Raw genomic sequence first — 22,734 nt, 5'->3', positions numbered from 1 at the left:
CGACTCAGCCCAGCGTCGCCAGCCAGCGGAGCAACCCGCGCACGCCCCAGCCGGTGGCGCCCTTGACCAGCTCGCCGTGCGTGTCGTCGGACCAGGACGGCGCGGACATGTCCAGGTGCGCCCACCGGTCCCGCAGGTCGCCGGTGAACTCCCGCAGGAACAGCGCGGCCACCACCGAACCGGCGCCCTGCGCCGGCGAGCTGTGCAGGTCGGCGACGTCGCTGGCCAGGTATTCCAGGTAGTCGTCGGCGAGCGGCATCCGCCAGGCCCGCTCGCCGGCCGCGGTGATCGCGTCGAGCAGGCCGGCGGCGAGCGCGTCGTTGTCGCTGTAGAGCGCGGCGTGCCGCTTGCCCAGGGCGACGGCGTTCGCGCCGGTCAGCGTCGCCAGGTCGATCAGCAGGTCGGGCTTCAGCTCGCGGGCGGCGTACGCCAGCGCGTCGGCGAGCACCAGCCGGCCCTCGGCGTCGGAGTTGGTGCTCTCGCTGGTCAGCCCGCCGTAGTGCCGGATCACGTCGCCGGGGCGGAACGCCGAGCCGCTGACCATGTTCTCGGCGAGCGGGGCGAGCGTGGTGATCCGTACCGGCAGGCGCAGCTCGGCGGCGCCGAGCGTCGCGGCGATCACCGCCGCGGCGCCGGCCATGTCCTTGCGCATCAGCTTCATGGCCGGCACCGGCTTGATCGAGATGCCGCCGGTGTCGAACGTGATGCCCTTGCCGACGAGCACCACGTGGGTACGCGCGCCCTCGGGCCGCCAGTCCAGCTCCACCAGGCGCGGGCCGCTCGCGGATCCGCCGCCGACGGCCAGCAGACCGCCGAAGCCCTCGGCCGCCAGTTCCTCCGGGCCGCGCACCCGCAGGTGCAGGCCGGGGTGCCCGGACGCGGCCTCGGCCACCTGCGCGGCGAACCACTCCGGGTTCTTAATGGACGAGGGCATGTTCGTGAGGTCCCGGGCGAGCCGGGTCGTCTCGGCGGTGGCCCGGGCGGCGGCGAGCGTGCCGGCGAGCGCGTCCGGGTCGTCGACCAGGACCGAAACCCCGGCCAGGGCGGACCGCCCGCCGGCCTCGGTCAGGCGGAAACGGTACGAGCCGAGCAGCAGCCCTTCGGCCAGTCCGCGTAGCGCCGCCGTCGCCTCACCGGGAAGCGCGATGGTGATCTGCGTCTCATCCTTCGCCGCGCGGGCCAGCGCTGCCCCGGCGGTACGCCAGTCGCGCTCGTCGCCGTCGCCGACACCGAGGAGCCACAGCCGCGCCGGCGAGCCGCCGGGACGCAGGTGCTCGCGCACCTCGCCGGCCGCGCCGGTGAGCCGGGTGACGGGCAGTACGGCGGCGGCCTCGGCCCGCACGTCGTCGCCGACCGGCACGGCGGTCGGCACCAGTCGGGCCGGGGAGTCCGGGGGGTCCGGCGAGTCCGGCCCTCCGGAGCGGACGGGCAGGACGAGAGCGTCGGGCCCCGCGGGCCCGCTCACCAGACGAATGACCAGCACGCTGGACCGTACCTCCGAGAAGGGGTGAACAGGCACGTTTCACCACGCACCCGTCGAGGAAAGACCCTGAGCCACCGGGCAGCCCGGTGGCTCAGGGTAGGACGAACCGCCCGCGCGGCGGATGCCGCGCGGGACACTCCTCGAATCAGCCCGCAGCCGCCTTCAGCGCGTCACCGAGCGCGGTGGCCTCGTCGGGAGTCATCTCGACGACGAGCCGGCCACCACCCTCCAGCGGGACTCGCATGACGATGCCCCGGCCCTCCTTGGTGACTTCCAGCGGACCGTCGCCCGTCCGCGGCTTCATCGCCGCCATGTTGTCTCCCCTCAGACCTACACCAGGGTCGGTGAGTTGCCCCACAGCCACTTCGCCATCGCCGTCCGCAGCCATCACGGAAGGCTCGACAAACGATTTTCCCTGATGAACACCGCCGGACCCAAACCGAGGCAGCATTGATGTAACAGCATCTAGCTTATCTTGGATAGGCCTGTCACAATGTGCGGTCATGCAGGCACGGTCGGCACTCTTCGACCTGTACGGCGACCACCTCCGGGCCCGGGGTGGCCGCGCACCGGTCGCCGCCCTGGTCAAGCTGCTCGCCCCGCTGGGGATCGCCCCACCGGCGGTACGCACCGCGGTCTCCCGGATGGTCCGCCAGGGCTGGCTGGAACCGCTCCGGCTCGCGTCCGGACCGGGATATTCGATCACCCCGAAGGCGGCTCGTCGACTCGACGAGGCGGCGTCCCGGATCTACCGGACCGGGCGGCACAATTGGGACGGACGGTTCGATCTCCTGGTGCTCACCGCGCCCTCCTCCCGACGGGACCGGCAGCGGCTCGCCGCGAACCTCTCCTTCCTCGGCTACGGCACGCTCGACGACTGCACCTGGGTGGCCACCCGCCCGGCGGAGGACGTCGACCTGCTGCTCGACGAGGCGGGTGTGCGCTTCGAGCGGTTCACCGCCGCGCACGCGGCGGGCACACCAGGTGCGATGGGCGTGGTCCGCCGCGCCTGGGACCTGGCCGAGATCGGCCGGGCGTACGAACGCTTCGTCGCCGAGCAGAAGCCGCTGCTCTCCGGCATCACGGTGCGCAGCAACGACGAGGACGCGTACGCGGCCCGGTTCCGGCTCGTGCACGCGTGGCGTACGTTCCTGTTCCGGGATCCGCAACTGCCCCCGGCACTGCTGCCCGAGCGCTGGCCGGGCACCAGCGCGGCCGCGTTCTTCGACCGGCACGCGGCCCGGCTCCGGCCGGCCGCCGACCGGTACGTCGAGCAGTGCCTCGACGCCAGCAACCGCCTCGCCCGACAGAAGGGTCGTTAGAACGTGACCGAGCCGCTGCTCGTCGACCGCACCGACGCCGTCGTCACCCTGACGCTGAACCGCCCGACGGCGATGAACTCGCTCGACGTGGCGCTCAAGGAGGCGCTCCGGGACACCCTGGCCGAGCTGGAGACCGACCGGTCCTGCCGGGCGGTGGTGCTCGCCGGCGCGGGCGGCTCGTTCAGCGCCGGGCAGGACCTGCGCGAGCACGTGCGGACGCTCGAGACAGCGGACGCGGACCCGCTGGGCACGGTGCGGGCGCACTACAACCCGATCGCCGCCCGGCTGGCCAACCTGCCCAAGCCGGTGGTCGCCGCGGTGCGCGGGATGGCCGCCGGGGCGGGCGCCTCGCTGGCGTTCCTCGCCGACTTCCGCATCGGCGGTCCGAAGACCCGGTTCCTGATGGCGTTCGCCGGGGTGGGGCTCGCCGCCGACACCGGCGCCTCCTGGACGCTGCCCCGGCTGGTCGGCCACGCCAAGGCCGTCGAGCTGCTGATGCTCGCCGAGCCGGTCGGCGCCGACGACGCGTGCCGGCTGGGCCTGCTGACCAGGCTGGTGGACGACGACGAGCAGGTGCTCCCGGCCGCGCAGGAACTGGCCGCACGGCTCGCCGCCGGCCCGACCGTCGCATACGGGGCGATCAAGCGCCAGCTCTCCATCGCCGACGCGGGCACGCTCGCCGACGCGCTGGCGGCCGAGGCGCAGGCACAGGCGATCTGCGGCGCCACCGCCGACCACCGGGCCGCCACGATGGCGTTCGTCGAGAAGCAGAAGCCGGTCTTCCAGGGCCGCTGACCGCGCCGGCCGGCCCCGGCTGTCAGTCGTCCTCTTCCGGATCCTGGTTGGCCTCGACGCCCAGCACGAACGCCTGCATGGCCAGCTCGTCGCCGTACGGCGAGACGAACGCCGGCAGCTCCCGAGGGCCCAGCTCCTGCACGTAGGACCAGAAGATCCGCACCGCCTCGGCGCGCGACGCGGCCTCGATCGGCAGGTCCAGGCTGACCAGCCAGGTGCTGCGGGCCGGCGGCGGGCCGAGCCGGTCGGCCAGCGACCGCCAGCGGGCCGGGTCGAGCGCCACGACCGGGCCGTCCGGCGCCGGGCCGTCGACCGGCACCGGCTCGTCGAGCACCCGCCGGGTGTACGTGACCACGAGCGGCGCGTCCACCGGGTCGGACTGCGGATCGTCCGGGTCCTCCCGGGGCCCGGACACCGCGGGCGCGACCTTGCCGAGCGCGACCAGACGCAGCGGCTCGTCGACGAGCACCGCCACCTGGTCGCCGGGCCGGGGGCGGGCCGCCTCGGCCAGCCCGGTCAGCTCCAGCAGGTCGTGGTGCACCAGCCGTTCGGCCTCGAAGCGCTCGGCGGGCAGCAGCACCGCCCAGGCGCCGGTGGTGGTCGCACCGTCTGTCGTCCCGCTCGTACGCGGCTCGGTGTCGGTCATGCCCCAATCCCATCACGCCGGAGGTGGCGCGCTCCGTCACACCCCGGCCCGGTCACCGCTCACGTGGCAGTCGGCCAGGTGGTCGTCGACCATGCCGGTGGCCTGCATCAGCGCGTAGGCGGTGGTGGGGCCGACGAACCGGAAACCCTGCTTCTTGAGCGCCTTGGCCATCGCCACGGACTCCGGGCTGGTGGCCGGCACCTCGGCGAAGGACCGGGGTCGCGCCGCCCGGGGCGGGGGCGCGAACGACCAGAGCAGCGCGGAGAGGCCCTCGGGCAGCTCCGACGCCGCCCGGGCGTTGGCGATCGCCGCCTCGATCTTGGCTCGGTTGCGGACGATCCCGGCGTCGGCCAGCAGCCGGGTCACGTCGGCCTCACCGAAGCGGGCCACCGCGTCGATCCGGAAGCCGGCGAAGGCGTCCCGGAACGCCTGCCGTTTGCGCAGGATGGTCAGCCAGGACAGGCCGGACTGGAACGCCTCCAGCGTCAGCCGCTCGTAGAGCGCGTCGTCGCCGCGCAGCGGCCGGCCCCACTCCTCGTCGTGGTAGACGGCGTAGTCGGGGGTGCTCGCCCCCCATGCGCAGCGCGGCAGCCCGTCCGCGCCGGTCACCAGGTCAGTCACGGCGTCCACGGTAGGTCAGCCCACCGACAACCCGGCTCAGGGCAGGCGGCCCTGCTCGACCAGCCGGGCGAACTTCTTCAGCGCCTGGGTGAGGCTGAACTTCGAGCCGGGCCAGAGCACCGGCCAGGCGACCCGGCCGGCCCGCCCGCCCGGCAGGTGGAACCACTCGTGCCAGATCACCTGTGTGCGGTCGCGGTCCATCGGGGTGCAGCGCAGCACGCCGGGGCCGCGCAGCAGCCTGCCGCAGTGCACCACACCGACCTCGTACGGCGCGTCGACCCGGACCACCCGCATCTCGTCGCGGAGCACGGCCGGACCGAGCGCGGTGACCGCCTCGACCAGGCTGCCCTCGCCGCCGTCGCCCTCGACCACCCGGACCCGGGTCAGCGGGATCCAGTCCGACTGCCGCTCCCACGCGGTGAGCGCGGCGAACACCCGCTCCGCCGGCGCCTCGACGATCACCGTGGCGGTGACCTCGGCGGCACCGCGCCGGGACGCCTCGGTGAAGTCGTCAGCCGGCCGGCCGGCGCCGGTCACGCCGACTCCGATCGGACCACCGAACCGCGCTCCCGGTCACCGTCGGCGCTCCCGTCCGCCGGGGAGACGGTGTCCTCGGTGGCCGCGGCGGCCGGGGCCTCCGCCACACCCGCCTCGGCCGGCGCGCGTCCCGGCTGCCCGCCGGCGTCGGGCCGGTCCGGCTGCCCGTCGCCGTCGATCCGGCTCGACGGCTCCGGCCCGGACAGGTCGATCACCACCGGCTCGGGGGCGGACGGGCCGGGCGCCGGCTCCGTCTCGGGGCGGGTCGCGGCGGCCTCCTCGCGCGCCCGGCGCAGCGCGTCGGCGTCCTCGGTACGCCCGTCCCGCAGGGCCGCGTTCTCCGCCTCCAGGACGCCGATCAGCTCGGTCTTGTAGCCGATGTCGTACGCCGCCCGGCGCAGTGCCGCGTCGACCTGACTCATCCGGTAACCGCGCAGCGCCGTGTCGAAGCGGACGCCTGACACGTCCGACTCGTCGAGCGGACGGCTGCCGGGCAGTGGCACGGCCCGGCCGTCCGGCTCGGCCGGTGTGAGGCCCGGATCCTTGCCGGAGACCAGCACCGTCACCCCGAACACCACAGCCGCGACTGTCAGCGCGACGACCAAGAGGAGCAGAACCTCACCCATGCACAGATCGTGGCATGCGGGGCGGGATCGGGCGAGCCCTCTGAGGCGTCCGTTCCGCGAATGCGTCCGCCGCGCGGTACCGGCACGGGCGGCGCGGGCGACGCGGGCGGGACCGGATAGCGTCGGACCGGCCGGTGCGGTCCGGCGGCGAGGAGGCGGGCATGACCGGGGCGTTGCGGCTGGGCGGACGGACGTTCGGCCCCGGTGAGCTGGTGGTGATGGCTATCGTCAACCGCACGCCCGACTCGTTCTTCGACCGGGGCGCCACCTTCGCCCAGGACAGCGCGCTGCGCGCGGTGGAACGCGCGGTGGACGAGGGCGCCGAGATCATCGACATCGGCGGGGTGAAGGCCGGGCCGGGCGACGAGGTGGACGTGGCCGAGGAGATCCGGCGGACGGTGGACACCATCGCCGCGGTCCGGTCCGCCTTCCCGGACGTGGTCGTCTCCATCGACACCTGGCGTGCCGAGGTGGCGGTGGAGGCGGTAGTGGCCGGCGCGGACCTGCTGAACGACACCTGGTCGGGGGCGGACCCGGCGCTGGCCCGGGTCGCCGCGGCGACCGGCGCCGGCCTGGTCTGCTCGCACGCGGGCGGGCTCGCCCCGCGTACCCGGCCGCACCGGGCCGCCTTCGACGACGTGGTGGCCGACGTGCTCGGCACGGTGACCGGCCTGGCCGAACGCGCGGTCGGGCTGGGTGTGCGCCGGGACGGCATCCTGATCGACCCGGCGCACGACTTCGGCAAGAACACCCGGCACTCGCTGGAGATCACCAGGCGGCTGTCGGAGCTGACCGACACGGGCTGGCCGCTGCTGGTGGCGCTGTCGAACAAGGACTTCATCGGCGAGACGCTCGACCTGCCGGTGCCCGAGCGGCTGGAGGGGACGCTCGCCGCCACGGCGGTCTCGGCCTGGCTCGGCGCCCGGGTGTTCCGTGCCCACCAGGTCCGCGAGACCCGCCGGGTGCTGGACATGGTGGCGTCGATCCGGGGCGACCGGCCGCCGGCGGCGACCCGGCGCGGGCTGGCCTAGCGGGCCGGGCCCGGTGCCGGGCCGCTGGTCAGGTCCAGCGCAGGACGCCGCGCCGCCACGCGTAGAGGATGCCGAGCGCGACGATCGCCACGAAGACGCCCATCTCCACGACCGTGGTGGCGCCGAATCCGGGCCGGTCGAAGACCAGCGCCCAGGGGAACAGGAAGACCGCCTCGACCGCGAAGAGCACGTAGAGATACGCGTAGACGTAGTACCTGATCTGCATCTGCGCCCAGTCGCCGCCGACCGGGTCGATGCCGCACTCGTACGTGGCCCGCTTGCCCCACGGCTCGGCCGGCCGGCTCGGACGTAACACCCGGTTCGCCGAGAACGCCGTCACGAAGAAGAGCACGGCGGCGAGCAGCAGCAGACCGAGCGTGGCGTACGAGCCGAGGTATCCGGTCACGACCGGAGCGTACCGGTCTCGTCCAGATGTCCCGGACACGTTACGAATTTGTTTCCTGGCAGGACTAGTGCCTGATGGCAAGTATCACCGAATAATGGGATCCCGTTGATCGTCCGGAGGACAGATGCCCCGCCTCAGCGTTGCGCCCGATCGGCGGGCCGCGTTCCGCCGTACCCTCGCGGTGCTGGCGCCCGTGCTCGTCGCGGCGATGGTGGCGGTGGTGCCCGCCGGGGCGGTCGCGCACCCGGGCCCGGCGGCCGTGCTCCGGGCGATCGAGCCGGTGGAGCCGGGCGGCGACCCCGGCGGCGAGCCGTCCGGTCCGGCGCCCAGCGGCGACCCGGCGCCCACGGCGACGGCCCCGCCGCCGACCGAGGCGCCGCCGCCACCGACCACGCCCCCGGCGCCGGCCCCCACCTCGCCGGCCGCGCCGCCGGCCAGCGCGCCCGCCGATCCGGCGCCGACCACCGCCGCGCCGGCCACCACGGCGCCCGTGCCGCCGCCCGTCGTGCCGCCGGTCAAGGCACCACCGCCCCCGCCGGCGCAGCCGGCCGGCGGCCCTCTGGGGGTACGCGTGAACACCGGCGACGTGGTGCTGCCGCCGGCCTACTGGAACGCCGACGCCACGGTGGCCGCGCTACGGGTGACGGTGACGAACACCGGTGGGCGGGCGGAGCGGATCAGCCTGGGCTACACGCTGCCGCCCGGGCTGTCCGACGCGGGCACCCCTGGTTGCGAGCCGGCCGGTGGCGGCAACCACCGCTGCGCCGGGTGGGACGCGGAGCCGGGCGCCCGGTTCAGCGCCACCATCCGGGTCCGGGTCGACGGCGACGCCTGGCGGACCATGCCGCTGGCCGGGTCGGTCCAGGTCACCGCCGTCGCACCCGGGGTCAGCGGCGCGGCGTACGACGACGAGGGCTTCGCCGTGCTGTTCCCGCCCGGGCCGCCGGTACCCGGCATCTCGCTCCGCGCCGACGAGGTGCTGTTCGACATCAGCGGCGCTCCCGCGACGCTCACCGTCCGGCTCGGTAACACCGGCCGGGTCGACGCGGCCGGCCGGATCGACGTTCTCCTGCCCGCCGGGGTGACAGTCGCCGGCAGCGAGCCCGGCTGTGCCCCGGTCTCGGCCGACCGGACCCGCTGCGATCTGGGCGTGCTGGCGGCGGGGCGGACCGGCGGCGTACGGCTGACGCTCGCCGCCTCGGCGGAGGCCCAGCGGCTGGCACCGCTGTCCGGCGCGGTGATCGGCCGGCTGGACCCGCGCAGCGGGCGGGACCGGCAGGTGCAGATGAGCTTCCGGATCAGCGCCGCCGCGGCGGACGCCACGCCGCCGGTCGCCGCGCCGGCCCCGACCGGTTCGCAGGGCGTGCTCGTCGCCGCCGGCGAACGCGACGGTGACGGCACCTCGGTCCGGGGGGCCGCCATCGCGTTGATCGCCGTGTCCGGTCTCCTCGTCGTGCTCGCGCTGGCTCTGGCGACCCGCTCGCTGCGCCGCCGCAGCGACATCACCGCGCCGGAGCGGCCGGTCGCCGACAGGTGATCATGGATATGTGGTGATCTGGGTTACGGGCCCAGGTACTAAACGCTGCAAAGCAGGGCATACAGCAGCCCGATCCAGTCCCATACGTCGGACCTCGACCAAGGTGGCCCTAACGTGGCGACGTAGGCTCTGACGTGAGAATCGGAGCGGGCCGGACCGGCGAGGGTGACGGCGCTCAGTTAAGCGAGGTGCGGGTGTGACCAAGCAGATCCGTCAACTGGACCGGGTGGTCATCCGGTTCGCCGGTGACTCCGGCGACGGCATGCAGCTCACCGGCGACCGGTTCACCTCGGAGACGGCGCAGTTGGGCAACGACATCTCCACGTTGCCGAACTTCCCCGCCGAGATCCGCGCTCCCGCCGGCACCCTGCCCGGCGTGTCGAGCTTCCAGGTGCACTTCGCCGACTACGACATCCTGACCCCGGGTGACGCGCCGAACGTGCTGGTGGCGATGAACCCGGCGGCGCTGAAGGCCAACCTGGCGGACCTGCCGCGCGGGGCGGACATCATCGTCAACACCGACGAGTTCACCCGGCGCAACCTGGCCAAGGTCGGCTACGCGACGAGTCCGCTCGACGACGACTCGCTCGCCGGATACGCGGTGCACCCGGTGGCGCTCACCTCGATGACCGTGGGCGCGCTGGCCGAGCACGACGTGTCCAAGAAGGACGCCGAGCGGGCAAAGAACATGTTCGCGCTCGGGCTGCTGAGCTGGATGTACTCCCGCCCGTACGAGTCGACCCTGCGGTTCCTGGAGCGCAAGTTCGCGGCCCGCCCCGAGCTGGTGGCGGCGAACGTGGCCGCGTTCCGGGCCGGCTGGAACTTCGGCGAGACGACCGAGGACTTCTCCGTCCGGTACGAGGTCAAGCCCGCCAGGATGCTGCCGGGCACCTACCGGAACATCACCGGCAACGCGGCGCTGTCGCTGGGTCTGGTGGCCGCCGGGGTGCGCTCCGGGCTGCCGGTGTTCCTCGGCGCGTACCCGATCACGCCGGCCTCGGACATCCTGCACGAGCTGAGCAAGCACAAGAGGTTCGGCGTGGTCACCATGCAGGCCGAGGACGAGATCGCCGCGGTCGGGGCGGCGCTCGGCGCGTCGTACGGCGGCTCGCTCGGCGTGACCACCACGAGCGGTCCGGGCGTGGCGCTCAAGAGCGAGACGATCTCCCTGGCGGTGGCCCTGGAGCTGCCCCTGGTCATCGTCGACGTGCAGCGGGCCGGGCCGTCCACCGGCATGCCCACCAAGACCGAGCAGGCCGACCTGAACATGGCCCTGTACGGCCGGCACGGCGAGGCGCCGGTCGCGGTGATCGCGCCGAAGTCCCCGTCGGACTGCTTCCACGCGGCGCTGGAGGCGGCCCGGATCGCGCTGACCTACCGCACCCCGGTGATCCTGCTCTCCGACAACTACGTCGCGAACGGCTCCGAGCCGTGGCTGCTGCCGGACGTGGAGTCGCTGCCCGACCTGCGGGTCGAGTTCGCCACCGAGCCCAACGGCGAGGACGGCACGACCTTCCTGCCGTACCTGCGGGATCCGCAGACGCTGGCCCGCCCGTGGGCGGTGCCCGGCACGGCCGGCCTGGAGCACCGGATCGGCGGCCTGGAGAAGGCCGACAAGACCGGCGACATCTCGTACGACCCGGCCAACCACGACTTCATGGTGCGGACCCGGGCGGCCCGCATCGAGACCATCCCGGTGCCGGACGTCGAGGTGGAGGACCCGGACGGCGACGCCCGGGTGCTGGTGCTGGGCTGGGGCTCGACGTACGGCCCGATCGGCGCCGCCTGCCGTGGCCTGCGCCAGCGCGGGCTCTCGGTGGCCCAGGCCCACCTGCGGCACCTGGCCCCGATGCCGGCGAACCTCGGCGAGGTGCTGAGCCGCTACGACAGGGTGGTCGTGCCGGAGATGAACCTCGGCCAGCTCGCCCACGTGATCCGGGCGAAGTACCTGGTCGACGCGATCGGCTACAACCAGGTCCGCGGCCTGCCGTTCACCGCCGCCGAGCTGGAGACGATGCTGGAAGAGGTCCTGAAGAATGTCTGAGCCCGTCGCCCTGAAGCTCACCGCCAAGGACTTCAAGTCCGACCAGGAGGTGCGCTGGTGCCCCGGTTGCGGCGACTACGCCATCCTGGCCGCCGTGCAGGGCTTCATGCCGGAGCTGAACATCCCCCGGGAGAACATCGTCTTCGTCTCGGGCATCGGCTGCTCGTCGCGTTTCCCGTACTACATGAACACGTACGGCATGCACTCGATCCACGGCCGCGCCCCGGCGATCGCCACCGGCCTGTCGGTGTCCCGGCCGGACCTGTCGGTCTGGGTGGTCACCGGTGACGGCGACGCGCTCTCCATCGGCGGCAACCACCTGATCCACGCGCTGCGCCGCAACGTGAACCTGAAGATCCTGCTGTTCAACAACCGGATCTACGGGCTCACGAAGGGCCAGTACTCGCCGACCTCCGAGGTCGGCAAGATCACCAAGTCGACGCCGGTCGGGTCGGCGGACGCCCCGTTCAACCCGCTGTCGCTGGCACTCGGCGCGGAGGCCACGTTCGTGGCCCGGACGATCGACTCGGACCGCAAGCACCTCCAGTCGGTGCTGCGGGCCGCCGCCCAGCACGAGGGTTCGGCGTTCGTGGAGATCTACCAGAACTGCAACATCTTCAACGACGGCGCGTTCGACCCACTGAAGGAGCCGGCCACCCGGGACGACTTCCTGATCCGGCTGGAGCACGGGCAGCCGATCACGTTCGGCAAGGACGGGCAGTTCTGCGTGGTGCACCCGCCGGGTGGCTTCGGGCTGGAGGTGCGGGAGACCGCGAACACCCCGGCCGAGGAGATCGTCGTGCACGATGCCACGGTGGCCGACCCGGCGTACGCGTTCGCGCTGTCCCGGCTGCCCGGCCTGGACCTGAGCAACACCCCGATCGGAGTGTTCCGCTCGGTGGGCCGCCCCTCCTACGACAGCACCGTGCAGGAGCAGGTCGCGGCCGCCAGGGCTAGCGTCGACCAGACCCCGGAGCAGCAGCTCGCCGCCCTGCTCGGCAGCGGCGACACCTGGACGATCCTCTGATCCGCCGCTGACCCGTCACGCGAGAGGGCGGGCCGTTCCCCCGCGGAACGGCCCGCCCTTCGCGTGTGGCGCAGCCTGGTCAGGCGGCCGCCGAGGCGGGCACCCACAGCTCGTCGACGGCCCGCTCGGCAGCGGCGAGGCTCTGCTCGAACAGCGGGATCAGCTCGGCCATCGCCGGGTTGACCGGGGCCAGGGTCAGCTCGGCGCAGATGAACCGCGGCTCCAGCCCGGTCAGGGAGAGGCCGTGCGGCAGCCACGGCTCGGCGTGGTCCCAGCCCTCCCGCGGGGTGCCCGCGCCGTACCCGCCGCCGCGGCTGACCAGGACGACGAACTGGCGGTCGCCGAGCAGCCCGGCGTTCGTCACCGGGTCGTACGCGATGCCGGGGGCGATCAGGTGGTCGACCCAGGACTTCACGCTGCTGGGCGGCCCGTAGTTGTAGAGCGGCAGCCCGAGCAGGACCGTGTCGGCCTGCTTCACCTCGGCCACCACCTCCTGGGTCCGCCGCCAGGACGCCGCCTGCTCGGGGGTGTGCTGATCCGGCGGCACCATGCGCGCGAGACCGCTCGCCGTGTCCAGGTGTGGCAGCGGGTTCTGGCCCAGGTCGCGGTAGGTGACGGTGCCGTCCGGGTGGGCGGCGCGCCAGGCGGCGGCGGCACGGGCGGTGAGCCGTCGGCTGATCGACCGCTCCCCCGTGATGCTGGAGTCGATGTGCAGCAGGTGAGCCATTTCTTTCTCCTCCATCGATCGTTTGTGTAGAACAAACTATTTATAGCAGGTCGATGTTTCCCGGGGCGCGTAAACTGGGTCACATGTCCGCCGCACCGGTCGAGGAGTCCGAGCGCCGCTCCGGGCCCCTGCTCGACCATCTGGCCCGGCGGATGCGGCTGCGCTCCGAGTCGGTGCTGACCCCGCTGGGCCTGCGCCCACGCCACCTGGTGGCGCTCACAGTGCTGCGCGACTCCGGCGGCATCAGCCAGCAGGCGCTCGCCGGCACGCTTCAGATCGACAGCACGAACGTGGTCGGGCTGCTGAACGACCTGGAGGCGGACGGCCTGGCCGAGCGCCGCCGCTCCCCGGAGGACCGCCGACGGCACGAGGTACGCCTCACCGAGGCGGGCACCAGGCGGCTCCGCGAGGCCGAGTGCGCGCTCGCCGGAGCCGAGGAGGAGGTCCTCGGCGCGCTGGCTCCCGGCGAGCGGGACCTGCTCTACGACCTGCTACGACGGGCCACCCAGGGCCGGTCGTCGACGTGCGGCGAAGTGCTCGCGGAGGGCGGCCCGGGCACCTGCTGAACGTCGCGCTCAGCGGGGCGCGGTCAGAGCGCGGTGGTGGCCTGCGGCCGGTCGTCCCGGACGTGGACGAGCATGTCGCCGGTCTCGATCACCGCGCCCGCACGGTCGTTGAGCGTGACCACCTTGCCCCGGCGGACCAGCGCGATGACGAGCGACTCCAGCTCACGGGGTGAGCGGCCCACCTCGTCACGCTCGGCCGACCGCATGGCCAGCGCCATGCCCTGACCCGGGGTGAGCAGGTCCTCCACCACGTCGATCAGGGGCGGGGCCGAGGTGGACAGGCCGAGCAGCCGGCCCGCGGTGGCCGACGAGACGATCACGTGGTGGGCGCCGCTCTGCTTGAGCAGCGGCGCGTTCTCCGCCTCGCGTACCGCCGCGATGATCCGGACCTGGCCGGCGGTGAGCTGCCGGACCGTGAGCGCCACCAGCACCGACGCGTCGTCGCTGTCGGTCGCGATGATGACCGACTTCGCGGTACGCACGTGCGCCTGCTCCAGCACCGACGACCGGGTAGCCGAACCCTCGATCGTCACCAGCCCGTTGGAGGTGGCCTGCCGCAGTGCGGGCCCGCTCCGCTCGACCACCACGATCTTGGACTTGTCCGTGCCGTTCTCCAGCAGGGCGGAGACCGCGCTGCGGCCCTTGGTGCCGTAGCCGCAGATGATGACGTGGTCCTTCACGGTTCTCCTCCACCGCGACAGGCGACGCCCGGTGCGGTACTGCTCGGTCAGGACTTCCAGGGTGGTGCCGACCAGGATGATCAGGAACAGCACCCGGGCGGGGGTGATGAACAGGACGTTGGCCAGGCGGGCGGACGGGCTGACCGGGGTGATGTCGCCGTACCCGGTGGTGGAGAGCGAGACCACCACGTAGTAGAAGCAGTCGAGCAGGGTCAGGCCGCTCTCGTCGACGTCGCGGTAGCCGTCGCGGTCGAGCCACACCACGAACACCGTGGCGAAGACCAGGCCGAGGGCGGCGAGCAGGCGCAGACTCAGCGCGCTCAGCGGCCCCCGCCGCTGCGCGGGAAAATGGATCACCGTCGGTCCCGCTCCGCCACCGTCGCCTGCACGCCCTCAAGATAGCGGGTACGCCCCGAGCCGGCTGGTCGGGCAGGGGCCGGTCCGTCGCCGCGAGCGGTAAGGATTTCGTCACATCCATCGGCGCCGTCACGGGTGAGACTGATGACCGACCGGTCGTCCCGCGTTGATCCACACCTGCCCGGTCGGTACACGGGGGCTGACCGGGCAGGTGCCGGGGGCGTGGACGGGGCATGATGGGGACGTCCGGACGGCGACCGCGAGGAGGCCGGCATGTCGTTGCTGCGACGCGTGATCGGCGGGGTGCTGCGGCGCATCCGCCTGCGCCAGGGCCGCACGCTGCGCGAGGTGGCCCAGGCCGCCGGCGTCTCCCTGCCCTATCTGTCCGAGGTCGAACGCGGGCGCAAGGAGGCCTCCTCCGAGGTGCTGGCCGCGATCTGCCGCGCGCTCGGGATCCACCTCGCCGACCTGCTCGAAGAGGCCCGCGACGAGCTGCGCCGGGAGCGGCCGACGCCGGTCGGCCCCGGGATCTCGGCGGCCCGGTTCGACCGGGTGCCGGCCGCGCGCACCGGGCCACAGCTGCGGGTCGGCCCGCCGCGGCTGTCCGTCACGCGCCGCCCGGTCGTGTCGCCCCGGCCGCCCGTGTCCCGCCGGCCCGCCGTCTCGCTCCGGCCGCACGTCGCCCGCCGGCCGGTCACCGCCACGCCGCTGCTGGGCGGCGCGCTGCGGCCCGTCGGGCTCGGGCCGGCGCCGCTCGGTCCGGCGTTCGACGCCGCCACGCCGATCGGGTTCTCCGGCGGCATCCGGATCTGGCCGGCTCCCTCCGCCCCGGCCGTCCGCCCCCGTCCGCGTATCTCATCGGCGGTGGCCCGGCGACGGGCCCGCGCCGGCCGGCGGCGGCCGGTCGCCGCGTAGCTTCTGCCCAGGGCGAATCTGCCCGGGGCAGAAAGCCTGGGCCGCGCGGGTGCGTCCGGCGGACGCTGGAGACCGCCGGTTCCCGGGCGGTCCCCCGCCCACCGGCGGCACGGAGGTGGGCGGCGATGGGTGGCATCTGGATGCTCGACGAGGGACAGCCGGCGTTCGGTGACCGGGTCTTCGAGCGGCTGCTGAAGGAACGGATCATCTTCCTCGGCACCGAGGTCACCGACGCGTCGGCCAACCAGATCTGCGCGCAGATCCTGCTCCTCGCGGCCGAGGACGCGGAGCGCGACATCTTCCTCTACATCAACTCGCCGGGCGGCTCGGTCAGCGCCGGCATGGCCGTCTACGACACCATGCGGTACGTCAAGAACGACGTGGCGACGCTGGCGCTCGGCATGGCCGGGTCGATGGGGCAGTTCCTGCTCTGCGCCGGGGCGGCCGGCAAGCGGTTCGCGCTGCCGCACTCGCGGATCATGATGCACCAGCCGTCCGGCGGAATGGGCGGCACCGCCGCGGACATCACCATCCAGGCCGAGAACATGCTGCACGTCAAGCGCACCATGCAGGAGCTGATCGCCCAGCACAGCGGGCGCACGCTGGAGGAAATCCAGCGCGACTGGGACCGCGACCGCTGGTTTACCGCCGAGCAGGCCCGCGAGTACGGCCTCGTCGACCAGGTGCTCACCCGCGTCGACCAGCTCGCCGGGTGAGCCGGGACGGCCCGGCCGATGATCCGGCCGGGCCGTCCCGACGCCGGTCAGGGGTAGCTGACCACCGGGCTGGTGCCGTACGAGCCGACGACGGGAGTGCCGGCCTCGTTGATCGTGCGCTCGATGCCGCCGCTGCCGTCCAGGAACACGGTGATCGCGTCGTGGAACCGCACGCCCGCCCGGCGCGGCGCCTCGATCGCCCGGTCGCAGCGGATGTCCACGCCCTGGTTGAAGTACGAGTACACGCCGAGTCCCCACGCCTCGTGCGTGCGGACGTGGTCGGCCACCTTGTACGAGGCCCAGCCGTTGCCGGTCGGGCTGCGCCAGGCCGCCTGGCTCGGCGGGTCGTAGGGCAGCTCGCTCTGGTAGAACACGGTCCGGCCGCGCTCACCGTTCCAGATCGTCTGCCAGCGCTGGTAGTGCTCGACGAACAGCCCGTACGCGGTCACGTCGTCGCCGTTGACGATCACGCCGGTGGCGGCGGTGTTCACCGTCCAGCCGATCGTGCCCGCCCGGCCGTGGTCGCCGCGCCAGGCCCAGATGTTGTCGATGAGCGTGTGCCGGCTGTGCACCACCAGGCTGGTAGCCGCCCGCCCGGCGTACGGGCCGCCGATGCGGAAGAAGACGTCCTGGAGCGAGATCGGGTTCGTGGCGTGGGACCGGTGGCAGTGCCGCGTGCCGACCTCGACCAGCACCGGTGACTCGACCGGCCCGGCGTCCACGAGCACCCCGGCGACGCGGACCCCGTCCACGTCCTCGATCCGCAGCGCCGCGTCCCCCCGGTCCGGCACCAGGCTCGGCATGCCGAGGCCGAGCACGACGGTGTCCGGGCGGCGTACCCGCAGCGCCCGGTCGAGGTGGTAGACGCCGGGGGTGAGCAGCAGGTGCCGGCCGCGAGCGAGTTCCGCGTTGATCCGCTTCGCCGAGTCGGTGGGCCGGGCCAGGAAGAACGCGGACAGCGGCAGCGACGGCACCGGAGCGCCACCGGCGGCCCAGGTGGTGCCGGCGGTGTTCCGGCGCAGGCGCGGTACGGCGACCCGCCAGGCGCCCCGGGCGTCGACGAACAGGTACGGCTTCTCCCGGGTCACCGGGCTGCTCGGCAGCGTGGTGTACGGCGGGTCGGGGAAGCCCTGCGCGGGCGCGCCGATCACGCCGGAGAAGACCTGGTTCCACACGCCGTTGGTCCACTCGCCGCCGAGTTCGCTGTCGCGGGTGAGCCACTGCTGCTGTGAGCCGTTGATCGTGATGCCGTCCACCTTGGAGTCGGCGATGTAGCCGCCGCTGGAGTAGCCGCCGTTGCCGGGTTCCAGCCACAGCACGCCCTTGACGTGCACCCGGCGCATCGGTGACGCCTGCGAGACGGCCCATTGGTTCGACCAGTCGGTCGGGGTGACGGCGAGGTTCTCCGCCGAACGCCAGAAGTTGGTGAGCGCGGAGATGCCGGCGGGCGAGTTCGGGTCCGGCTGGCCGACCACCCGGACCGCGCCGTGGATCTCCACGTCGTCCGGGTGGGTACCGAGACCGGCGACAGTCGTGTAGTAGCCGAGCCGGGCGTCCACCTCGTAGCGGCCGGGCTTGAACAGCACGGCGTACCTGTCGAAGCCCATCTCGTTGCGCTCCTGGGCGGTGAAGAGCCGGTCCAGCGTGGACTGGATCTCCTCGACCGGCGTGTCCTGGTCGTACACGAAGACGTTCGGTCCGAAGTCGGGCTCGCGGGCCGGGCGCGCGGCCGGGGACGCGGCTGCGGCGCCGGCCGGGAGGCCGAGGGCGGTGAGCGAGGCCGCGGAGGCGGTGAGGGTGAGGAAACGGCGGCGGGAGGGGTCGGGTGATCGCATCTGCCTGCCTGTTCGGTGATGGGACGGGAGAGCGCTCTCTCGCTGTTCCTACCCCATCGCCGTCGATACCGCCAGGGCCCGCCGGTTCCGAAACCGGCGGGCCCTGCTGCGGTCCGTGCTCAGGCGCGCTCGGCGCGCCGCTTCACCAGGTCGTCGACGAGCTTCTCGACGTAGTCGGCGGTCTCCTCCCAGCGGGTGACCGCCGCACAGCGGATGCCCATCGCCTTGACCGGGTAGTCGTTGCCACCCACATCCAGGCGGTCACCCACGAAGAGCACGTTGTCGATCTTCAGATCCAGGTGCTCCAGCAGCTTGCGCATGCCGTACGCCTTGTCCACGCCCTTGCGGGTGACGTCGATCGAGGTCGAGCCACCGCCGCGCACCTCCAGGTCGGGCAGCTTCGCCGCGACCGCGTCGCGCAGCCGCCGCTTCTTGTCGCCGTCCGGATCCCAGCCGTACTTCTCGGCCGGCGGGGCGGACTGCCCCAGCGCGGAGAACGTGATCTGGCTGCCCCGGTCCTCGATGATGTCGCCCCAGGTCTTCGTCTCCCACAGGCCCAGCGCCTGCGCCGACTCGGTGAGCGCGGCGACGACGCGGGCCTTGTCGGCCTCGGTGAGGTCCTCGGCGTAGACCTGCCGCCAGTCCCCGTCGGACCACCGGTAGTAGCGGGTGCCGCAGGTCGGCATCAGGTGCAGCCGGCGGCGCTGCTCCTCGGTGAGTTCGAGGTGGGCGAGCACCTGCGACTGGAACTGCTCGAACCGGCCACCGGAGATGACCAGTACGTCCACCTCGGTGAGCAGGTGGCCGAGCAACTCCGCCATCCGACGATCGATCTGGGACTTGGAAATCGCCAGGGTGTCGTCGAGATCGAACGCCACCACTCGAAGATCGTTCACGAATACCTCATGTCGTCGCGGACAGGCCAGGACATGCCAGGGTACCGACGGGTCCTGGCACCGGCCTGAGGACCCGGCAGGCGGCACGCCCTCTTGACGGAGAGTAACGCGGCAGGCCTCCGGGCGGGCCCCGCTTCCCGCTCCCGACGTTCGACGCTCCCCCGTTGACGGGATCGTCGAACATCGATAGCGTTCGGCCGATAATTACTTTCATCGATGGAGGTGCGCCGGTGAGATTCCTTCGAATGCGCGGATGCCTCGTTGCCCTCGCCGCGACCGCCCTGACGGCCACCACAGCGGGCGTGGTTCCCGCCACCGCCGCGCCCGCCGGCGACATGTCCACGCTGGCGAGCTCGTCCACCTTCCCGCTGGCCGACCCGGACACCTTGCTGGCGAAGGACGGCTCCTACGTCACCTACGGCACCACAGTCGGCGCCGGGACCGGCGCGCGCTGCGGCGCGACCGGCAGGCTGTACGTACCGGTCCTCGTCCACGGCTCCGGCAACAGCGTCGGCATGGCCGACTGCGCCTCCCACGACGCCCTGCCGTCCGGTCCCGGCGCCTGGGCCGAACCCGGCGGCGCGGTCTGGGCCCCCGGCGTCGCACGCTTCGACGGCCGGTTCTTCATGTTCTACACCGCCTCCCGCAAGGGCTCCGGGCAGAAGTGCATCGGACGGGCCGTCTCCGACAGTGCCCGCGGCCCGTTCCAGAACCAGGGCGAGTGGGCCTGCCCGGACGCCGGCCGGTGGGCACTGGACGCCAACCCGTTCGTGGCTGGCGGGAACCTGTACGTCACCTACCGGGACGACGCCATCGCCTCCGGCGCCGAGACCGGCATCTCCACGGTCCGCACCGACGGTGAGGGCCGCGCCATCTGGGACACCCGCCGGGACATGCTCAAGAGCACCGACATCACCTGGGACACCGCCAAGACCAGCGGCGGTACGCACGTGGTCGAGAACCCGTCGATGTGGAAGGCCGCCGACGGCGACTGGTACCTGATGTACTCGGGCAACAACTGGGACAGCGCGCGCTACTCCACCGGCATCGCCCGCTGCGGCGCCACTCCGCTACCCGGCTCCCGCTGCACCCCGATCCGCGAGGGCGTGTCCCGCCCGTTCTTCGGCTTCACCGGCGCCGCCGGCCTCAACCCGATCCGCGACCTGCCCGGCAACCACCAGGGCCCCGGCGGAATGGACGTCTTCGCCGCCGCCGACGGCAGCGAGCGCGTGGTGTGGCACTGGTGGAACGGCACCACCCGCTTCCCGATGACAGGCGTCCTGACCCGCCCCTCCACCGGCTTCCTCGTCTCGTAGCCGGCCGTCCACGTAGCAGCCGACCAGTAAGGAGTCGCATGGAACGCGTCAGCAGACGACAGGCACTCGGCCTCGCGGGCGGCGTCGCGCTCGCCGGCGCCCTGGGGTTCCCCGCACCCGCCGGGGCGGCGACCGCCTGGCGGAACCTGGGCGTCGTCACCGCCAACATCGGCCGGGCGAACCTCGACAAGCGCAAGGCCGCGATCACGGCGGTCCGCAACGCCCTCGACATGACCGGCCCCGAGGACCGTCCGCTCGTCGGCTGGCAGGAGATCGGCGGGGGTGACGGTGACACGAAGGAGAAGGGCTGGATCAACGAGCTGTTCGGCGAGCGCTACCGCAACGTGCACCTCGACGACGGCGGGCACTACGTCCCGATCTCCGTGCCCAAGGCGTACGACGTGCTCGACAAGCACGTCACACCCGTACACGAGGGTCTGGCGGGCGTCTCGGTGAACCGCGTCATCTCCGAGGTCCTGCTGGCCGCCAACGACGACGCGGCGCTTCAGTTCGCGTTCCTCAACACGCACTTCGTGGCCGGCGCGTTCAACGGCCAGGAAGATCCGCACGAGGAGTGGCGCAGGACCAAGTGGGCGCACCACTTCGACGTCCTCCGGGAACGGATCTCCAGTTGGCAGGCCCGTGGCCACCCGGTGATCTGGACCGGTGACACCAACCGCAACCCGATGCCGAAGCTGTTCCCCGCGAAGGAGACCCGCGCCTTCGACGCCGGCATCGACCAGATCGGCTGGCTCCAGGGGTCGAACGGAGTCCAGATCCAGTTGCGCAACCGCAAGACGGTGCCCATGCACGTCGACGGCCACGACGCCCGCGTGGCGGTGCTCCAGCTCCGCCGGGCCTGACAACACGCCTGCTCACCATGCGCTTCGACCCAGTCACGCTCGGTTGAACTGCTTCACGGAAAATTGCATTTGGCAAGAGCTGGCACCGGAATTTTCTCGATGCGATGCATCTGCTTGTCAGGTACCCGACAGTGAAATGCCGACTCTTGTGCTAGCCGTCCGCCGGGAGCATGCTCGAACCGTCGAACGGCACAGCGTCGCCTCACACAGAGGGCGGCGCCCGGCTGCCACCGGACGCCGCATTCGACTCCACCGCTGCAACGGAAGGAGTCACGTTGACTGTAATCCCTCACGGGTCAGACTTCGAGACACCAGAGGACGAGGACGAAGCCGTTGCCGAACTGACAGGCCGGCACCGCATCATCCTGGCGTACATCAAGACGCTCAGTCCGATCATCGCCGCCGTCGTCGCCTGCATCGGGACGCTGGTGGCAGCGCTGGTCCGCTGACCCGCCGGCCCCGCGCTCCGGCTCCGGCCGGACGCGGGGCCGTCCCGTTCCCCAAGGATCTGGCACACTGCGGCGATGCCGACCTTCGATCGCCTCTTCGCCGAACACGTCGGCACCGGGCTGGCCCGTCAGTTGGCGCTGGCAGATCTCCTCGGCGAACGCGACTGGCAGCTCGACGTGCCCGACGGCACCGTGACGTTCGGGAACGACCTGCGATACCGCGTCCAGCTCCTCGGCACCGAAAGTCACGACGACGGCACCTGGCTGTGGGCCTGGGCGAACGAGGCCAGCAACCTCCCACCGGCGCTGCTGCACCTGGCCGGCTGGCTCCGCGAGTACGGGCACCGCCAGCAGGTCGCCGAACTCACCGAACCCACGTTCCCGCTCCGGCGCGCCGACGGACACCGGCTCGCCCTGCTGGCGTCCGGCCTGACCGGCCGCTGCTACTACCGCGGGCCGTACGACGGCGGCGCGGTCTTCTTCCACCTCGACGACGCCCCGCCGCAGATCACCGCGCCGGTCCGGCCGGAGCGGGTGCCGACCGTCCTGGCCCAGGTCCTCCAGTCCTTCCCGGTGGAACACCGCGTCACCGTCGAGGCGTTCCTGCACCAGCAGGGATGGCGCCTGGACCGGGCACCGATGTCGGTGACGGCACAGAGTCAGGACGGCTCCGTCCTGCGCGTCGACTTCGACGCGATGGGGCGTGTCAGCAACATGTCGGGGACGGTCAGCCCGTAGGCGAATCTGGTGCCCCGGCAGGATTCGAACCTGCCGCACGCGGTTCAACACGTGTGGACACGGCCGAGAGCGGCACGGCGGTTACCTCGCTGGACCCGCGCGGCTCCCACCTCCAGGAGCTGACCGCCGTCGACCCTCGGGTCCCGTCCCATCGGGCCCGTCGTCGGGGCGATGCCATCCCCGAGCTTCACCTCGACCCTCGCTACAGGCCCGTCTGACTTGTCCCCGTCGAGACCCAGAGCACGAACACGATCGTCACGACCACCCCGGCGACTGCGACCAGACCGGTCACCAGGGCCGCACGAGGCGAGTGGCGCCGACGCAGCTCGAAAGCCGCGGTGACAGTGAACAGCAACGCGAACATCTCGAACGCGGCGAGCCAGAGGAGTCCGATGAAGCTCAGCAGGCCCTCGACCATGTCGCGGCCGGAAAAGATCAGCCAACCGCCGTATGCCGCGCCTCCCCAACACAACGTCGCCAGGATCGCCAACACGTACACCGCTCGATAGGAAACGGGGGCAGAACGGCCACCCTCCGGCATCGGGAGGTGCGTCCCGGCGGGACCACCGGGCTGACTCGACGGTCGAGGCGGATGAGAGGG

Annotated in this window: 25 protein-coding genes; 13 read left to right on the top strand and 12 right to left on the bottom strand. The window is 72.6% G+C overall.

What is annotated here, in order from left to right; translation table 11 throughout:
• Positions 1-4: 4 nt before the first annotated feature.
• A complete protein-coding gene (locus AB0B20_RS18090; RefSeq protein WP_357471842.1) occupies positions 5-1,483 on the bottom strand; it encodes a leucyl aminopeptidase family protein in 1,479 nt (492 codons plus the stop codon).
• A gap of 145 nt (positions 1,484-1,628) precedes the next feature.
• A complete protein-coding gene (locus AB0B20_RS18085; RefSeq protein ID WP_013283866.1) occupies positions 1,629-1,796 on the bottom strand; it encodes a DUF3117 domain-containing protein in 168 nt (55 codons plus the stop codon).
• A gap of 190 nt (positions 1,797-1,986) precedes the next feature.
• Between AB0B20_RS18085 and AB0B20_RS18080 the strand changes: the two genes are divergently transcribed.
• Complete coding sequence (locus AB0B20_RS18080) at positions 1,987-2,805, top strand: PaaX family transcriptional regulator C-terminal domain-containing protein (RefSeq protein ID WP_357471839.1); 819 nt, start codon at positions 1,987-1,989, stop codon at positions 2,803-2,805.
• A gap of 3 nt (positions 2,806-2,808) precedes the next feature.
• Positions 2,809-3,600 carry an enoyl-CoA hydratase-related protein gene (locus tag AB0B20_RS18075; RefSeq protein ID WP_357381255.1) on the top strand — a complete coding sequence of 264 codons (792 nt, stop codon included), beginning with the start codon at positions 2,809-2,811 and terminating at the stop codon, positions 3,598-3,600.
• Between the two features lie 22 nt (positions 3,601-3,622).
• Here AB0B20_RS18075 and AB0B20_RS18070 read toward each other — a convergent pair whose 3' ends face one another.
• Genes AB0B20_RS18070 through AB0B20_RS18055 form a run of 4 tightly spaced genes read right to left on the bottom strand, consistent with a single transcriptional unit; the run spans position 3,623 to position 6,030 of the window.
• Positions 3,623-4,246, bottom strand: coding sequence for a hypothetical protein (locus AB0B20_RS18070; protein ID WP_357471836.1), 624 nt, complete (start codon positions 4,244-4,246; stop codon positions 3,623-3,625).
• A gap of 36 nt (positions 4,247-4,282) precedes the next feature.
• On the bottom strand, positions 4,283-4,867 hold the full coding sequence (locus tag AB0B20_RS18065; RefSeq protein WP_357381251.1) for a DNA-3-methyladenine glycosylase I: 585 nt from the start codon (positions 4,865-4,867) through the stop codon (positions 4,283-4,285).
• A 36-nt stretch (positions 4,868-4,903) separates the two neighbouring features.
• Positions 4,904-5,404: an SRPBCC family protein gene (locus AB0B20_RS18060; RefSeq protein ID WP_355095947.1), complete on the bottom strand. Its 501-nt coding sequence runs from the start codon at positions 5,402-5,404 to the stop codon at positions 4,904-4,906.
• Complete coding sequence (locus AB0B20_RS18055; protein WP_357471833.1) at positions 5,401-6,030, bottom strand: DivIVA domain-containing protein; 630 nt, start codon at positions 6,028-6,030, stop codon at positions 5,401-5,403. The genes AB0B20_RS18060 and AB0B20_RS18055 overlap by 4 nt, the downstream gene beginning before the upstream one ends.
• Positions 6,031-6,191: 161 nt before the next feature.
• Here AB0B20_RS18055 and folP point away from each other — a divergent pair, with 161 nt between their 5' ends.
• Positions 6,192-7,061: a dihydropteroate synthase gene (gene folP / locus AB0B20_RS18050; RefSeq protein ID WP_357471831.1), complete on the top strand. Its 870-nt coding sequence runs from the start codon at positions 6,192-6,194 to the stop codon at positions 7,059-7,061.
• 28 nt (positions 7,062-7,089) lie between these two features.
• Here folP and AB0B20_RS18045 read toward each other — a convergent pair whose 3' ends face one another.
• Positions 7,090-7,467 (bottom strand): NADH-quinone oxidoreductase subunit A, encoded by a 378-nt coding sequence (locus AB0B20_RS18045; RefSeq protein WP_030501070.1) that lies wholly within the window; start codon positions 7,465-7,467, stop codon positions 7,090-7,092.
• 124 nt (positions 7,468-7,591) lie between these two features.
• On the opposite strand from AB0B20_RS18045, the gene AB0B20_RS18040 reads away from it, so the two are divergent.
• The 3 genes from AB0B20_RS18040 to AB0B20_RS18030 all read left to right on the top strand — a co-directional run bounded on the left by AB0B20_RS18040 (position 7,592) and on the right by AB0B20_RS18030 (position 12,075).
• The gene (locus tag AB0B20_RS18040; RefSeq protein ID WP_357471828.1) at positions 7,592-9,004 is read left to right on the top strand and encodes a hypothetical protein; all 1,413 of its coding nucleotides are present in this window, start codon (positions 7,592-7,594) and stop codon (positions 9,002-9,004) included.
• A 196-nt stretch (positions 9,005-9,200) separates the two neighbouring features.
• Complete coding sequence (locus tag AB0B20_RS18035) at positions 9,201-11,048, top strand: 2-oxoacid:acceptor oxidoreductase subunit alpha (protein WP_357381243.1); 1,848 nt, start codon at positions 9,201-9,203, stop codon at positions 11,046-11,048.
• Positions 11,041-12,075: a 2-oxoacid:ferredoxin oxidoreductase subunit beta gene (locus AB0B20_RS18030; RefSeq protein ID WP_357381241.1), complete on the top strand. Its 1,035-nt coding sequence runs from the start codon at positions 11,041-11,043 to the stop codon at positions 12,073-12,075. Before AB0B20_RS18035 ends, AB0B20_RS18030 begins: the two co-directional genes overlap by 8 nt.
• A gap of 79 nt (positions 12,076-12,154) precedes the next feature.
• Here AB0B20_RS18030 and AB0B20_RS18025 read toward each other — a convergent pair whose 3' ends face one another.
• Positions 12,155-12,802 (bottom strand): NAD(P)H-dependent oxidoreductase, encoded by a 648-nt coding sequence (locus tag AB0B20_RS18025; protein WP_357471825.1) that lies wholly within the window; start codon positions 12,800-12,802, stop codon positions 12,155-12,157.
• Positions 12,803-12,885: 83 nt separating this feature from the next.
• On the opposite strand from AB0B20_RS18025, the gene AB0B20_RS18020 reads away from it, so the two are divergent.
• Entirely contained in the window at positions 12,886-13,368 is a 483-nt protein-coding gene (locus tag AB0B20_RS18020) for a MarR family winged helix-turn-helix transcriptional regulator (RefSeq protein ID WP_357381237.1), read from the top strand.
• Between the two features lie 23 nt (positions 13,369-13,391).
• Here the strand turns inward: AB0B20_RS18020 and AB0B20_RS18015 are convergent, their stop codons facing one another.
• Complete coding sequence (locus tag AB0B20_RS18015; RefSeq protein ID WP_357381235.1) at positions 13,392-14,405, bottom strand: potassium channel family protein; 1,014 nt, start codon at positions 14,403-14,405, stop codon at positions 13,392-13,394.
• Positions 14,406-14,678: 273 nt separating this feature from the next.
• Between AB0B20_RS18015 and AB0B20_RS18010 the strand changes: the two genes are divergently transcribed.
• Together AB0B20_RS18010 and AB0B20_RS18005 are read left to right on the top strand one after the other, a co-directional pair.
• The gene (locus AB0B20_RS18010; RefSeq protein ID WP_357381233.1) at positions 14,679-15,320 is read left to right on the top strand and encodes a helix-turn-helix transcriptional regulator; all 642 of its coding nucleotides are present in this window, start codon (positions 14,679-14,681) and stop codon (positions 15,318-15,320) included.
• A gap of 125 nt (positions 15,321-15,445) precedes the next feature.
• The gene (locus AB0B20_RS18005; protein WP_357381231.1) at positions 15,446-16,036 is read left to right on the top strand and encodes an ATP-dependent Clp protease proteolytic subunit; all 591 of its coding nucleotides are present in this window, start codon (positions 15,446-15,448) and stop codon (positions 16,034-16,036) included.
• Between the two features lie 47 nt (positions 16,037-16,083).
• On the opposite strand, the gene AB0B20_RS18000 is transcribed toward AB0B20_RS18005, so the two are convergent.
• Together AB0B20_RS18000 and AB0B20_RS17995 are read right to left on the bottom strand one after the other, a co-directional pair.
• Positions 16,084-17,871, bottom strand: a complete 1,788-nt coding sequence (locus AB0B20_RS18000; RefSeq protein ID WP_357381229.1) for an adenylyl cyclase — start codon at positions 17,869-17,871, stop codon at positions 16,084-16,086.
• Positions 17,872-17,990: 119 nt separating this feature from the next.
• Positions 17,991-18,767, bottom strand: a complete 777-nt coding sequence (locus tag AB0B20_RS17995; protein WP_357381227.1) for an HAD-IIB family hydrolase — start codon at positions 18,765-18,767, stop codon at positions 17,991-17,993.
• Positions 18,768-18,997: 230 nt separating this feature from the next.
• Between AB0B20_RS17995 and AB0B20_RS17990 the strand changes: the two genes are divergently transcribed.
• The 4 genes from AB0B20_RS17990 (at position 18,998) to AB0B20_RS17975 (ending at position 22,133) form a co-directional block, all read left to right on the top strand.
• Positions 18,998-20,083: a family 43 glycosylhydrolase gene (locus AB0B20_RS17990; protein ID WP_357381225.1), complete on the top strand. Its 1,086-nt coding sequence runs from the start codon at positions 18,998-19,000 to the stop codon at positions 20,081-20,083.
• 38 nt (positions 20,084-20,121) lie between these two features.
• On the top strand, positions 20,122-20,946 hold the full coding sequence (locus AB0B20_RS17985; protein WP_357471822.1) for a hypothetical protein: 825 nt from the start codon (positions 20,122-20,124) through the stop codon (positions 20,944-20,946).
• Positions 20,947-21,221: 275 nt separating this feature from the next.
• Complete coding sequence (locus AB0B20_RS17980) at positions 21,222-21,395, top strand: hypothetical protein (protein ID WP_357381221.1); 174 nt, start codon at positions 21,222-21,224, stop codon at positions 21,393-21,395.
• Positions 21,396-21,470: 75 nt separating this feature from the next.
• The gene (locus AB0B20_RS17975; protein WP_357471819.1) at positions 21,471-22,133 is read left to right on the top strand and encodes a DUF6882 domain-containing protein; all 663 of its coding nucleotides are present in this window, start codon (positions 21,471-21,473) and stop codon (positions 22,131-22,133) included.
• 202 nt (positions 22,134-22,335) lie between these two features.
• Here AB0B20_RS17975 and AB0B20_RS17970 read toward each other — a convergent pair whose 3' ends face one another.
• Positions 22,336-22,623, bottom strand: a complete 288-nt coding sequence (locus tag AB0B20_RS17970) for a hypothetical protein (RefSeq protein WP_357471816.1) — start codon at positions 22,621-22,623, stop codon at positions 22,336-22,338.
• Positions 22,624-22,734: the final 111 nt, after the last annotated feature.

The organism is Micromonospora sp. NPDC049151, assembly GCF_040648395.1.
Lineage (GTDB): Bacteria > Actinomycetota > Actinomycetes > Mycobacteriales > Micromonosporaceae > Micromonospora.
The sequence above is the reverse complement of the archived record's forward strand: the minus strand, read 5'-3'. Positions and strand labels throughout refer to the sequence as shown.